The sequence below is a fragment of the Mycoplana ramosa genome, from assembly GCF_041930185.1.
GTDB lineage: Bacteria > Pseudomonadota > Alphaproteobacteria > Rhizobiales > Rhizobiaceae > Mycoplana > Mycoplana ramosa.
In genome coordinates this window covers 39,211-52,333 of sequence record NZ_JBHEEW010000001.1, presented here as the reverse complement: position 1 = coordinate 52,333, position 13,123 = coordinate 39,211, and the positions used below count along the sequence as shown (strand labels likewise).

Annotated in this window: 9 protein-coding genes, 1 pseudogene and 1 other annotated feature; of the genes and pseudogenes, 5 read left to right on the top strand and 5 right to left on the bottom strand. The window is 63.9% G+C overall.

What is annotated here, in order from left to right; translation table 11 throughout:
• Positions 1–14: 14 nt before the first annotated feature.
• The 4 genes from JNC62_RS00175 to JNC62_RS00160 all read right to left on the bottom strand — a co-directional run bounded on the left by JNC62_RS00175 (position 15) and on the right by JNC62_RS00160 (position 6,636).
• Positions 15–1,847, bottom strand: coding sequence for an SLC13 family permease (locus JNC62_RS00175; RefSeq protein ID WP_374834858.1), 1,833 nt, complete (start codon positions 1,845–1,847; stop codon positions 15–17).
• A gap of 179 nt (positions 1,848–2,026) precedes the next feature.
• Positions 2,027–3,229 (bottom strand): M20/M25/M40 family metallo-hydrolase, encoded by a 1,203-nt coding sequence (locus JNC62_RS00170; RefSeq protein ID WP_374834857.1) that lies wholly within the window; start codon positions 3,227–3,229, stop codon positions 2,027–2,029.
• A gap of 60 nt (positions 3,230–3,289) precedes the next feature.
• Positions 3,290–4,840 (bottom strand): AbgT family transporter, encoded by a 1,551-nt coding sequence (locus JNC62_RS00165; protein WP_374834856.1) that lies wholly within the window; start codon positions 4,838–4,840, stop codon positions 3,290–3,292.
• A 659-nt stretch (positions 4,841–5,499) separates the two neighbouring features.
• The gene (locus JNC62_RS00160; RefSeq protein WP_374834855.1) at positions 5,500–6,636 is read right to left on the bottom strand and encodes a helix-turn-helix domain-containing protein; all 1,137 of its coding nucleotides are present in this window, start codon (positions 6,634–6,636) and stop codon (positions 5,500–5,502) included.
• A gap of 649 nt (positions 6,637–7,285) precedes the next feature.
• On the opposite strand from JNC62_RS00160, the pseudogene JNC62_RS00155 reads away from it, so the two are divergent.
• Positions 7,286–8,230, top strand: a pseudogene (locus tag JNC62_RS00155) (IS3 family transposase); the annotation flags it as partial.
• Positions 7,566–7,682: a sequence feature (AL1L pseudoknot), on the top strand. (Overlaps the previous pseudogene by 117 nt.)
• The gene (locus tag JNC62_RS00150; RefSeq protein WP_445482858.1) at positions 8,157–9,203 is read left to right on the top strand and encodes a PQQ-dependent sugar dehydrogenase; all 1,047 of its coding nucleotides are present in this window, start codon (positions 8,157–8,159) and stop codon (positions 9,201–9,203) included. The pseudogene JNC62_RS00155 and the gene JNC62_RS00150, both read left to right, overlap by 74 nt.
• A 106-nt stretch (positions 9,204–9,309) precedes the next feature.
• Here the strand turns inward: JNC62_RS00150 and JNC62_RS00145 are convergent, their stop codons facing one another.
• Complete coding sequence (locus JNC62_RS00145) at positions 9,310–10,209, bottom strand: LysR family transcriptional regulator (RefSeq protein WP_374834853.1); 900 nt, start codon at positions 10,207–10,209, stop codon at positions 9,310–9,312.
• A 114-nt stretch (positions 10,210–10,323) separates the two neighbouring features.
• On the opposite strand from JNC62_RS00145, the gene JNC62_RS00140 reads away from it, so the two are divergent.
• Genes JNC62_RS00140 through JNC62_RS00130 form a run of 3 tightly spaced genes read left to right on the top strand, consistent with a single transcriptional unit; the run spans position 10,324 to position 13,031 of the window.
• Positions 10,324–11,256, top strand: coding sequence for a VOC family protein (locus tag JNC62_RS00140; RefSeq protein ID WP_374834852.1), 933 nt, complete (start codon positions 10,324–10,326; stop codon positions 11,254–11,256).
• 55 nt (positions 11,257–11,311) lie between these two features.
• Positions 11,312–11,914: an alpha/beta hydrolase gene (locus tag JNC62_RS00135; RefSeq protein WP_374834851.1), complete on the top strand. Its 603-nt coding sequence runs from the start codon at positions 11,312–11,314 to the stop codon at positions 11,912–11,914.
• A gap of 25 nt (positions 11,915–11,939) precedes the next feature.
• Positions 11,940–13,031 carry a maleylacetate reductase gene (locus JNC62_RS00130; RefSeq protein WP_374834850.1) on the top strand — a complete coding sequence of 364 codons (1,092 nt, stop codon included), beginning with the start codon at positions 11,940–11,942 and terminating at the stop codon, positions 13,029–13,031.
• The last annotated feature ends 92 nt before the right edge of the window (positions 13,032–13,123 follow it).

Sequence of the window (13,123 nt, the reverse complement as noted above, 5' to 3'; positions counted from 1 at the left end):
TGCGGCAGTGGATGTCAGAACCGCCAGATCAACGGGACGATGAACACGGAAACGACGAAGAACCAGATCAGCAATGGCAGCCCGAGCTTCCAGTAGTCGTTGAAGGCGTAGCCGCCGGGCGCCATGACCATCAGGTTGGTCGGCGTTGCGATCGGCGTCAGGAACGCGCCGGCAGCGGCCACCGCCGTGCTCATCAGCACCGGTCGCGGCGAAATGCCCATGGTCGTCGCCGCGGCAATGCCGATCGGTATGACGATAAGCGCCGTCGCCGTGTTGCTGATCAGCTGCCCCATGATCGCCGTCAGCACGAACAGCCCCGCCAGCAGCGCCATCGGCCCGGCATCCCCGACCAGATTGACCAGATGCTCGGCCAGCAGCTTCGCCGCGCCGGTCTCCACCATGGCGGTGGAAAGGGGCATCAGCGCGCCGACGAGGATCACCGTCGTCCATCCGATGGCGCGATAGCATTGCTCCACGTTCATGATCCCGGAGAGCACGATCGCGCCGGCTGCCAAAAGGCCGGCGACGGCCGGGGGGACGATGCCGGTCGCCAGGAGCAGCACCATGGCGATGAGAATGGCGACCGCCTGGCGCGCGCCCGGCCCCATCGGCACGGCCTGACGGCGCACCAGCTCGGGCGAATTGACCACCAGCACGTCCGGGTCGTCGAGGTGGACATCGAGCGCTTTCCAGGTTCCCTGCAAGAGCATGGTGTCGCCGGCCTGGAGAACGATTCCGCCCGTATCCCTGGTGGCTTGCGCCGCGATCTCCGTGCCTGCCCGCTGCACCGCCAGGATAATGAGGTCGCCGCTTTCGGTGACCATGCCCGGAAAGACCGTCTCGCCGATCAGGCCGGAGCGAGGCGGAATGACGACCTCGGCAAGACCGGAACTGCGGTTGAACAGGGTCTCCTCGCTGTCCCCTGCGGAAACCTTGTCGCGAAAGGCGAGATGCATCCGCGCGGCAAAGGCGGCGGCGGCCTCGGCCTCGCCACGCACCAGCAACCGGTCCCCCTCGGCGATGACGGGCCGGCGAAGCGGTCCTGCCGCGTCGCCCTCCTGGATCGCCACGAGTTGCAGGCCGGAATCGGCCGCCAGCACCAGCTCATCGGATCGCATGCCCACATAGGGCGAGTTGCCGCGGACGCGCATCTGATGGATACCGGTGGCGAGGCCGTATTGTTCGACCAGCGTTCTGGCGTGATGGCTGAAATCCGCCGGCATTGTTGCGCCGTTGCGTTCGGGAAGAAGCTGCCTGCCAAACAGAATAATGATTGCCATCGTGCCTGCGAGCAGCGGCACGCCGACCAGGGCGAACTCGAAGAAGCCGAAACCGCCGACGCCGGCGTCCATGCCCGCCTCGGACACCAGCACGTTGACCGGGGTCCCCGTCAGGGCCAGCATCGATCCAGCATGGGCGGAAAAAACCAGCGGCATCAGCAACTGCGAGGCATACCGCTTCAGCCGGACAGCGATGACGACCACCACCGGCAGCAGCGCGGCAACCGCACCATTGACGCTGATCAGCGCCGTCAGAAGCGCCACCAGCCCCATCGTCAACAATAGAAGCCGGGTGCGGCTTTCTTCACCTGCCCCCCGGATCAACAACTGCCCCGCCCAGGCGGTCACGCCGGTCGCCTCCAGCCCGGAACTGATGACGAAAAGGGATGCGATGAAGATCACCGCCGGATCGCCGAAGCCGCTCAGCGCCTGGCCGATCGTAAGGACGCCGGTTGCCCAGAGCGCCAGGGCGGTTGCCATCGCGATGACGACCACCGGCAACTTGTTCCAGACGAAAAGGACGACGGTCGCGGCGATGATGATCGCGATGTAGGCAATGGGGCTCAAGCGATCTGCTCCTCAATCGGCCCCGCCGGGCCTCGATGCCAGGTCAGTGACGCCCGCTCCCGACGCGCACGCCACCTGCGGTAAAATCGCCCCGATCCGCGGCGAGGTCGGGCTCCGTCCCTCGCGGGTCGGCCGGACGATCGCGGTTGACCGCAATGCCCGGACAGCCGGTCGCGGAGCTAGTCGTCGAGCGTAGCCATCAGGATGGCCAGGCGGCAGCCTATTTCATATTCCGCCAGGTTCACGTATTCCTTGATCGTATGAATTTCGGCCTGACCGGCGCCGATGGTGATCGTCGGGACCCCGTGCTTGTCGAGCCAGTTCGCGTCGAGCCCGCCATTGGAAAACACATAGACCGGCTCGATGCCGAGCATTCCGAGGGCCTTCGTCGCCCGCTGGACGACCGGACTGTCCTTGCCCAGCTCGAAGGGCGGATAGGACGCCCTGTGGCTGAACTTGACTTCGGCCATGTCGCCGTCGCTGGTCTTGACCTCGGCCTGGGCCTTCGCGAAGGCTTCCTTGTACCCATTGGCGATCTTGGTTGCAAAGGCCGCTTCGGGGCTGCGCGCCTCCCCCTTGATGAAGGCGTAGTCGGTGACCACGTTGGTGGCGTCGCCGGCCGGCTTGTTGCCCTTGCCGCCGAAAATGCCGACATTGCTGGTGCCGCGGCCATCGGGCTTGACGATCTTGCCGAACCAGCCGGCGCGCTGCGCCTCGGTGAGCGCGATCGCCCCGACGAGCGTCGCAGAGATGCCCTTGTCCGGCGCCACGCCGGCATGCGACGCCCGGCCGGTGATTTCGACCTCCCAGTTCTCCTGGCCGACTGCCCCGACAATCAGGTCCGAGGCAAGTTGGCCGTCGACATTGACGCACATGGCGGCGCCGCCGAGATCGGCAGGGTTCAACTCGCGCGCACCGTGAAGGCCGCTTTCCTCGCGCACCGTGAACAGAAGGGTGATCGGCGGATGCGGCAGCTTGTGCTTGATGATGGTCTCGGCGACCACGACGAGAACGGCAACGCCGGTGCGGGCGTCGCCCCCCAGGGCCGTCGTGCCGTCGGAAACGATCCGGTCCCCTTCCCGCCGCGGCTTGGCCCCGGCACAGAGCGGAACGGTATCGAGGTGGGTGGAAAACAGCAGCCGCGGCCCCGGCCGCGTTCCGGGAATGTCGACGATGAGGTTGCCGGTCTGCGTCGGCAGCGGAATGCGCGTGTTGGCGTCGTCGAAGCGAATGGCCGAGGCCGGCACGCCGATCTTCCTCAGGGCGTCGCTGACGGCGGCGGCGATGTTGGCTTCCTGCCCGGTGACGCCTTCGACGGAGAGAAACTGCATGAGATGTTCTTCCGCCGCGGCGACGTCGAGGGGAATAGAGGTGGTGCTCATGATTTCCATCCGTTCGCTTGGGTTTCGGGTCGCTTGGGTTTCCAGGGTTGCACCGCCTCGTCACAGCCCCCAGGGCAGTCCGAGCGCCTTCCAGATGGTAAACAGCGCCGTCCACAACACGAACATCCACACGACATAGGGAAGCATCAGCGAGACTATCGTGCCGACGCCGGCGGACCTGTCGTATTTCTGGGCGAAGCCGACGACGAGCGCGAAATAGGCGTTGAGCGGGGTGATCGCGTTCATCGGTGAATCGCCGACGCGATAGGCGGCGAGCACGGCTTCCGGCTCGACCCCGAGCTTCATCAGCAGCGGCACGAAGACGGGCGCGAAGATCGCCCATTTCGCAATCGCTCCGGTCAGAAGCAGATCGATGATCGCCACCACGACGATGAAGCCGAGGAGCAGCGGCAAGGCGCCGATATTGGCCGCCTGAAGGGCGCCGGACAGGCTGAGCGCCATGACCGTGCCGATATTGGTGTAGGTGAAGTAGGCCACGAACTGGCTGAGCACGAAGAACAGGAAGATCGTGCCGCCCATGTTCTTGATCGACTTCTCGATCGCTGCGATCACCTCCGCCAGGGTTCGCAGCGTTCCCGCGCCGATGCCATAGGCCCAGCCCGTCACCAGGAACATCAGCATGATCAGGGCGATCAGCCCGTTCATGAACGGCGAGTTGCCGATCAGTTCGCCGGTGTCGGGATTGCGCAGCGGCGCGCCGGCCGGCACCGTCAGGAGCAGGAAGACCGCGATCAGGCCGATGAACCCGTAAAGGGCAAAGCGCAAGCCACGTGATTCCCGCTCGGAAAGGGCCGCGCCGGCCTCGGTGCCGGCACCATCCACCGCATTGTCGGGCACATAGGCGCCCAGGCGCGGCGCGATCATGCGGTCGGTGATGAAGGCGACGACGACCGTGAGAAACAGCACCGAGGCGATGGAAAACCAGAGGTTGGAGGCAAGCCCGATGGAGCGCGACGGATCGACGAGGTGCGCCGCGTCGTTGGTGAACTCCACGAGCACGGCATCGAGCGGCTTGATCAGCATGTTGACCGTGAAGGCGCCGGCGACCGCGGCAAAGCCGAGCGCAATCCCGGCGACCGGGTGGCGCCCGACGGCCAGGTAGGCCACGCCGGCCAGCGGGATCAGCACCAGATAGCCCGCATCCGCGGCGATGCTGGCGAGAATGCCGACAAAGGCGAGAATGTAGGTCAGCGCCCAGCTCGGCGAAACAGCCACGAGCTTGTGGATCAGCGCCGTGACCATGCCGGACTCCTCGGCCACGCCGGCGCCAATCATGGCGGCGATCATCAGCCCCACGGCCGTGAAGGTCATGAAGTTCGGAATGAGCGAGGCGTAGAGAAAGCGGATGCCGTCCACATTCAGCAGGCTGCGGATCTGTGTCGACGCGGCCTCGATTTCGTGGGTTTCCGGATTGATCCGCTCATAGGTGACCGCGGCTCCAAAGGCACCCAACACGGCCGACAGCACGATGACGATGCCGATCAGGATCAGGAAGATGACCACCGGGTGGGGCACCATGTTGCCCACCTTCTCGACGCCGTCGAGGAATCGTTGCATCGCGGTCTTCGGTGCGGCGTTGGCAGTTGCCATATGCGGTCTCCTGTTGAGCCCGTTGAACCGAGGAATCGCGACCGAGCGTCGCGCGAAAATTCTGGGGCCGGCGCCATCGACTACCACTTGCGCAGGCACCGCTGCAGGCACCGCTAATGGGCACTTGGGAGCACCGGCAGGCCTGCGACCCGGTACGCCCAGCCGCAAATACGCGGCGCCGAGAGCGACACCACCGGGACGTTGTGCGGCTTGACGTCCACCGGCTGCCGCGACGCGCGACATCGGAGGGGGAAAAAGCATTGGTCTGACTGTCCCGCGCCGTTGCCGATCACGGCCCTGGAAACGCTGCGGATAGCGGCGCCAATTCCAACTCTCCGCTGCGTCGATGAGTGCTCACAACTCGGCGCCGATGATTGCTCCAACCGTAATCACAAGCACGACTCCCCACGCGCCACCCGCATGAGTATAGTGTCAGGCCGATCGGGCTGTGATCGGCATAGAATCCCATAACCAGGCTGTCAGTTCAAATTTCGGCGCTCCCGAAGTTCACGCCGAACCCATTCCCCGGAACGTTCGTTCGGAAAGCCTCGATCGTTCCGCCGACTTTTCCACCCTCTTCTGTCGTCCATGCCGGCATGACCGGGGCATTATTCTTCGGTTTTTTTGGAAATGCGATCGGCACTGCAACAGTATCCGGCCTACCCCTGCAGGCGCCGCAGAAGCACGCCCAGGCGCTCCTGCGCGGGGCAGTCCTGGAGGTTCGTGGCTCGACGGTATGGCAAGCCGCCGCCGCGATTTCGCACCGCGCTTGGGCTATGGCTGAACGCCCGCTTGAAGGCCCGGCTGAATTCCGCGCCGTCACTGAACCCGTGCTTCGCGGCAATTTCGAATATCAGCCGTCGGTCGCTCGGGTCGGTCAGCGCGGCATAGGCGCCCATCAGCCGACGGTGCTGAATGTAGTGCATCACGCCGCCGAACGGCTCGAAAAGGTTGTAAAGGCGCGTGCGCGAGGTACCGAGCTCGCGCCGCACAGCCTCGGAATCCAGTTCGGGGTCAAGCAGCCTCTTCTGTATGAACTGCCTCGCCCGCTCGAGAAGCAGGGTCGAGATCGGCCCCTCCGCGGCACCGACATTCTCTACAGAAGGTTGCACGCAGGCGAGAATCATCGCACGCGTTGCTGCCACCAAGGCATCCAGCTCTGCCGGCGCAAGCATCGGCAGCCGGTTGGCCACATCGACCAGAAAGTCCGCGAACAGGCCCGCCATGCCGGTCGAAAGCCTGGAGAACTCGGCCCTTCCCAGCATGGCCGTCGCTTCGAGCGAAAAATCGCGCGGCACGAAGAGCATCAGCATCTCGCTCTTCGACGCGTGGCCGGTAAACTCCCGGCCGAGCGAATGAATCTGGACACTGCCCGTCTCGGCCGTAAAGGCCGTCCTCGGCGTCTCGGTCCGCATGGTGCCGGATTTCAGGAGTGTGATAACCCAGTGATCCACCGGGTCACGCCGCGCATGTCCGGGCAGACTGGCAAACGCCAGGTCGTCGGTGATGATCTCTGCAAGGAGGAGACTGCCAAGGTCCCATAGCCGTTGCCGGCCGCTGAAATGCGTCGGCGTCGCATCGGTACGCGCCAGTTCGACCATTGGTGCAAAGCTGTCGCGCCAGGCCGCAAACCGGTCCGAACCCGCCACGTCCTCGGTCGAGAACTCAAAGCGTGTCAGAGCCGCCGCGTTTTTCGTGACAGACACTGCACGATCTTTTTCGCGGTCGGACGGTACGTACCGCCCGTCCAATCGCTCCGCATAAGGGGCGTGGGTGATGCTCCCATCGGCGGTCACCGTCCCGGCTCCCGCCAGCAGGAGCGGGATCCGCGTTGCGTAGTCGGTGCGGCCTCCCAATCTCCCGGACCCGGCGAAGTAGAACCACCAAGTGCCAAAGAGCCCTCAACGAAAAGCCCGGAAACAACAGAAGGATGCGGAAATGTCATTCCTATTCCCCTCCTTTCGACCCGAAAGGTCGGTCTCAGCAAAGACTGAGCTATGCCTTTCGTATGTTGCGCCTTGTTTTCAAGTAATTCTTATAGCCAGGTACGCGATGTGTGGATCCTGCTCGACCATCGTTTGTGGGCGGGATTGCAATCTAGCTTTTTCGCGCCGTCTTCTCAATCCTTTGCTCCAAGTTCGACGGCAATCGCTCGCAGGCGATGCAGATGGATGGCAATGGCCGCGTGTATCGAGCGAGTGGGAGAAGGCCTTTCGGCTTACGCCACCATGAAGGCGGCCACTGTCCTTCGAGCGCACCCCGTTTCACCGGACAGGTCGGCGGGTTTGATTTAGCCCTAACGAACTGCCGTGGGGAAGCCATCTTGAGCGCGGAATGGGGATGGATTTCGCTGCAGTCTTCGATCCATCCTGCGATGAGCCGAAGCGCGGTTTGAACCGCACCGGGTTTGCCGGAGGCTCCAACTTCTGAGAAAGTGGAGCCGATATGAAAAAGACAACAAACAAATTTTCACCGGAAGTCGCGCCCGAGCAGTGCGGATGGTTTTGGATCACGAAGGCGAATATTCCTCACGATGGGCAGTTATTTCCTCGATCGTCGCCAAGATCGACTGCACGGCGCAGACGCTCAATGAATGGGTGAAGAAGGCGGAAGTGGACGATGGTTCCCGGCCCGGACTCCCAAGCGACGTGGCCGAGAAGATGAAGGCGCTGGAGCGGGAGAACCGCGAGCTTCGGCAGACCAACGAGATACTGCGCAAAGCGTCTGCTTATTTCGCGATGGCGAAGCTCGACCGCCCATTGAAGCGATGATCTCCTTCATCGACGAACACCGGTCGGTGTTCGGGGTCGAGCCAATCTGCAGACTGCTGCCGATTGCCCCATCAACCTACTACGACAACGTTGCCAAGCGCCTGGACGTGGACCGGTTGTCGGTCCGCGCCCGCAGCGATATCGCATTGAAGATGGAGATACGCCGTGTGTTCGAGGCGAACTTTCGCGTCTACGGCGTGCGCAAGGTCTGGCGGCAATTGAAGCGGGAAGGCTTCGATATAGCCCGCTGCACCGTCGCCCGGCTCATGCGGTCGATGGGACCGCAGGGTCTCATCCGCGGCAAGCCGATCCGCACGACGATCCCGGACAAGACGACTCCCAGCCCGCTCGATCGGGTGAACCGCCAGTTCAAGGCTCCTGCGCCGAACAGGCTCTGGGTTTCGGTTTCACCTATGTCGCGACCTGGCAGGGTTTCGTCTACGTGGCCTTCGTCATCGATGCCTTCGCCCGTCGCATCGTCGGCCGGCGGGTGAGCCGGTCGGCACACGCGGGGTTCGTCCTCGATGCCCTGGAGCAGGCCCTTCATGAGCGGCGTCCCGTTCATGGCGGCGGTCTTGTGCATCACTCGGACAGGGGCGTTCAATATGCGTGCCCCCGTACTTGACACGGAGCATAAACGCAAAAAGCTCCTCGACGCATCTGCGGAGGAGCTTCGTCGCAAATACCCCGAGTGGGAGAATTTACAAGTATCGTTGGTTGCGGGGGCCACCAACCAGGTCGTTCGCTACCCGTACAAGGCCGGGGACCGCAAGGCGACCGGGCCTGCCGAAGTCATCATCCCCGATATTCCCACCAAGCGGCACTGGACCCGCGACCTAGCGGTCTCGCCGGACGGCCAACACCTGTTTGTCTCCATAGGCTCGTCCACCAATGTCGCTCCCGACATGCCGAAGAAGTCGCCCGAGGAGATCAAGGCCTTCGAGAAGACGCACGGGGTCGGCGCCGCCTGGGGCGATGAAGAGAATCGGGCCGTGGTGCGTGTGTTCGATTCGGAAGGTGAGAACGTCCGCAATTTTGCTACCGGCATCCGTAATTGCTCGGGCATGACCATTCAGCCGGGTACGGACACCTTGTGGTGCACGGGCAACGAACGCGATCATCTCGGCCCCAACCTGGTGCCCGATTTCCTGACCACCGTGAAACACGGCGGATTTTACGGCTGGCCATGGTACTACACCGGCGGCAACGAGGATCCGGCCAATGCCGGCGAGCGTCCCGACCTCAAGGACAAGGTCAGCGTGCCGGACGTCCTTCTCCAGGCGCATTCGTCCACGTTGCAACTTGTCTTCTACGACAAGGACGCGTTTCCAGCGGAGTACCGGGGCGACGCATTTGCGACCATGCATGGGTCCTGGAACAGGCAGGAACGGACCGGCTACAAGGTGATACGTGCCCGCATGAAGGATGGCAAGCCGACCGGCGTCTATGAAGACTTCATGACCGGGTTCGTGCTGGACAAGGACACGGTCTGGGGCCGCCCTGCCGGCATCGCAGTCACCCAGGACGGAGCCCTGCTGGTTAGCGACGATGCCAATGGCACAATCTTTCGTGTTGCCCTGGCTGAACATTAAGAAGGAGGTGCAGCCTTCATCATCAGCAATATGCGGGGTCGCCGGATTGGATGGCAGTGGCGTATTTGGAACGGCGGCTTCACCTGCGGCGGGCGCCCCCCGGCTCTCAGAGCGGGCGGGTGTCGCTCACATAGTGCTCGAAGAAGTCTGAGAATGTGGCAACCCGCAGTGGCAGTTGCGCGTAAGGGGGATAGTAGAGCGTTAGCCAGATCTCCGGCGCGGTCCAGTCTGGCAGAACCTCGGCGAGGTGTCCGGAGCGTAGGTCGTCTTCGACGATAAAGCGCGGCAGGAGGGCGATGCCCTCCCCGTTCATGACCAGGCGCGCCAGGAAGTCCCCGTTGTTGGCGCTGAAGCTGCCTTCCGCCCTGTGGCTCCGGTGGCTCACTCCCCTCGAAAGTTCCCAGATCTCGATTCCTGCATCCTGGCTGTAGCTCAGGCAAGAGAATCCGGCGAGGTCCTCCGGCTTTTCCGGAGTGCCTCGCTGCGCAAGATAGGCGGAAGAGGCGACGAGCACGCGGGGTACCCTGCAGACCTTCCGCCAGATCGTCGATTTGTCGGAGGGCGGGCCCGATATGCGGATGGCGAGGTCGTAGTCGTCCTCGACGATGTCGACAAAACGGTCGGAGAGCGTCATTGCGACGTGGGTCTGAGGATAGAGCGTCGCGAACTGCGACAGCACGGTGGGCAGCACCTTCAATCCCAAAGACATCGGTGCACTCACCCGGATGAGGCCTGAGGTGATGCCCTGCGCCTCCATCGTCTCGGAAGCAGCATCGGCGATGCCCCTTACCAGCGGAGCGACGCGCGCCGCGTAAACCGCGCCAGCCGAGGTCAGCGAGACCTGCCGAGTCGTTCGAAGGAGAAGCTGCACGCCCAGCCTCTCTTCGAGAGCCGCCACCGCACGCGTCACCGAGGCGGGCGTCATGCCGAGCTGGCGGCCCGCGCCAGCGAAGCCGCGCTCCTCTGCAACGGCTAGAAAGACCCGGAGGGATTCGAGTTCGCCCATCAATCACCATTGCATTTGGCGCAATAATATCCGCCGAATTATGCCTATTCTACTGCGGAGTAGCAAGCCCTACCTTCTGGGCAGCGAAACACTCGAACGCGAGGAGATCCTGCTATGCTCAACCAGATCCGAGGCCTGCACCACGTCACGTCGATGGCGGCGGACGCCCAACAGAACAACGACTTCTTCACCAAGCTGCTCGGCCTGCGCCGGGTAAAGAAGACCGTGAACTTCGACGATCCGGGCACCTATCACCTCTACTATGGCGACGAGACCGGAGCCCCCGGCTCGATCATGACCTATTTTCCATTTGCCGATATCGTAAAGGGACGACGGGGCGCCGGTGAGGCTTCCGAGACAGTCTTCGCTGTTCCGCGCGGCACGCTCGGCTATTGGCAGGAGCGCTTCGCTGCGCAAGGCGTGTCCGGTTTGGAACAGCAGGAACGTTTCGGCGAGAAGCGCCTGCGCTTCTTCGGACCCGATGGCGACGGCTTCGCGCTGGTGGAAGTGGATGGTGACGAACGCAAGCCCTTCGACGGTGGCCGTGTACCGGAGGATGTCGGCGTGCACGGATTCCACGGGGTCACCATGCGCCTTCGCGACGGCGGCGCCACAAGCGAGCTGCTGAAGTACATGGGCTACCAGGAGGTCGACCGTCAGGGGGCGCTGACCCGTCTGGCCATTCCCGGCGGCAATGGTGCTGACTTCATCGACCTGGAGGTGCTGCCCGGTGCGGCACCGGCCCGGCAGGGTGCCGGCTCGGTCCACCACGTCGCCTTCGCTGTGGAAGATCGCAAGGCCCAGCTCGAGGTGAGGAAGGCGCTAATCGACACTGGCCATTACGTCACCCCGGTGATCGACCGCGACTATTTCTGGGCAATCTACTTCCGCACGCCAGGCGGCGTGCTCTTCGAGGTGGCGACCAACGAACCGGGCTTTGATACCGACGAGGACACAGCGCACCTCGGTGAGGCGCTGAAGATCCCCGCCCAGCACGCGCTTCTGCGTCCCCAGATCGAGAAGATTCTAGCCCCGATCGCGGACTGACCAACCTCAGCAACCGCCGGCCCTGCCGGCGGTTCCCCCTTGAAGGAGTCGAACAATGTCGAAATCGGCCTATCACCACATCACCAAACGACCTGCCGAAGGCGCTCCGCTGGTGTTCACCTTTCACGGCACTGGCGGCGACGAGCACCAGTTCGCCGGCCTCGTCGAACAGATCCTGCCCAAGGCGGGCATCGTCTCGCCACGGGGCGACGTCTCGGAACACGGTGCCGCCCGTTTCTTTCGCCGCACCGGAGAAGGGGTCTACGACATGGATGACCTTGCGGCGCGCACGCAAAAGATGAAGCAGTTCATCCAGGCCCATAAGGATTCGAGCCCCGGTGCGCCTGTCTACGGGCTGGGCTATTCGAACGGCGCAAACATCCTGGCATCCGTCATCTTCGAGGCGCCCGAACTGTTCGACCGGGTGGTGTTGATGCATCCGCTGATCCCGTGGACGCCGCAGCCAAATCCGGCGCTGAAGTCCGTGTCGGTGCTGGTCACGGCGGGGCGGCGCGATCCGATCTGTCCGCTGCCGACAACGCAATCACTGGCGGCCTACCTGCAAGGTCAGGGCGCGCATGTGGAACTCGCGATGCACGACGGCGGCCACGAAGTCCGGCAGGAAGAACTCGTCGCAGTGACCAGGTTCCTGAGCTGATCTGGTTCGCCTATGGAGGAGCATCATGACACTCGGGTTCATCTATGAGACCGTCCTGACGCGGGTCGTATTCGGCAGCGGAACGATGCGTCAGGTGAGGAATGAGGCTGCGCGGCTGGGCGGCCGACGGGCCATCGCGATCACCACCCCGGGGCGGGGAGAACGCGTCGCCGACGATGTCGCCGGGCATCTCGGCCCGCTGAGCGTGGGCGTGTGTGCCCAGGCCGTGATGCATACCCCCGTCGCGGTGACAGACAGCGCGTTGTCAGCCGTTCGGGAGGCTGGCGCTGACATGCTGGTCGCGGTAGGAGGCGGCTCCGCGATCGGCCTGTCCAAGGCGCTCGCGCTCCGCACCGACCTGCCGCAGATCGTGCTGCCGACGACCTACGCCGGGTCGGAGATGACACCGATCCTCGGCGAGACCGCGGGAGATCGGAAGACCACGCAGCGCAGCCCCAAGGTCCTGCCGGAGACGGTGATCTACGACGTCGACCTGACCCTGACGCTGCCGGCTGCGATATCGGCCACGTCGGGCATGAACGCCGTGGCGCACGCCGTCGAAGGCCTCTATGCACGGGATGGCAATCCTGTCGTGTCGCTGCTGGCGGAGGAAGGCATTGCAAGAATGGCGCGAGCGCTCCCGCGCATCATGAGGCAAGTTTCGGACCGGGAGGCGAGAGCGGATGCCCTCTATGGAGCTTTCCTGTGCGGATCCGTGCTTGGCTCGACGACGATGGCGCTGCATCACAAGCTCGCCCATGTGCTGGGCGGGATATTCAACATGCCGCATGCCGAGACCCACACGGTTCTGTTGCCGCACAGCATGGCTTACAATGCCCCCGCCGCCCCTGCAGCCATGGAACGCGTGTCTCGGGCCATTGGCGTTCGAGATGCGGCTCGGGGCATCTACGATCTTGCCAAGGCGCTCGGCGCGCCCACCGCACTCCGCGACCTCGGCATGCGCGAGGAGGGAATCGACGCTGCCGTCGACGAGGCCCTTGCCAAGCCCTACTGGAATCCACGGCCGCTCGAGGCCGCCGGGCTCAAGGCCTTGCTTGTTCGCGCCTGGAGCGGGGAGGCCCCATCACTGCGTAAGCCCGGCGGCTCGCGCGCCTAGCGGTCCCTCGCCCGCGAGCGAGCACAGGCGGACGCGGAAGGCGGGTAACTGGGGGCCAGAACTCGTTTTATCGGCTGTGGCCAAGGAGGGCC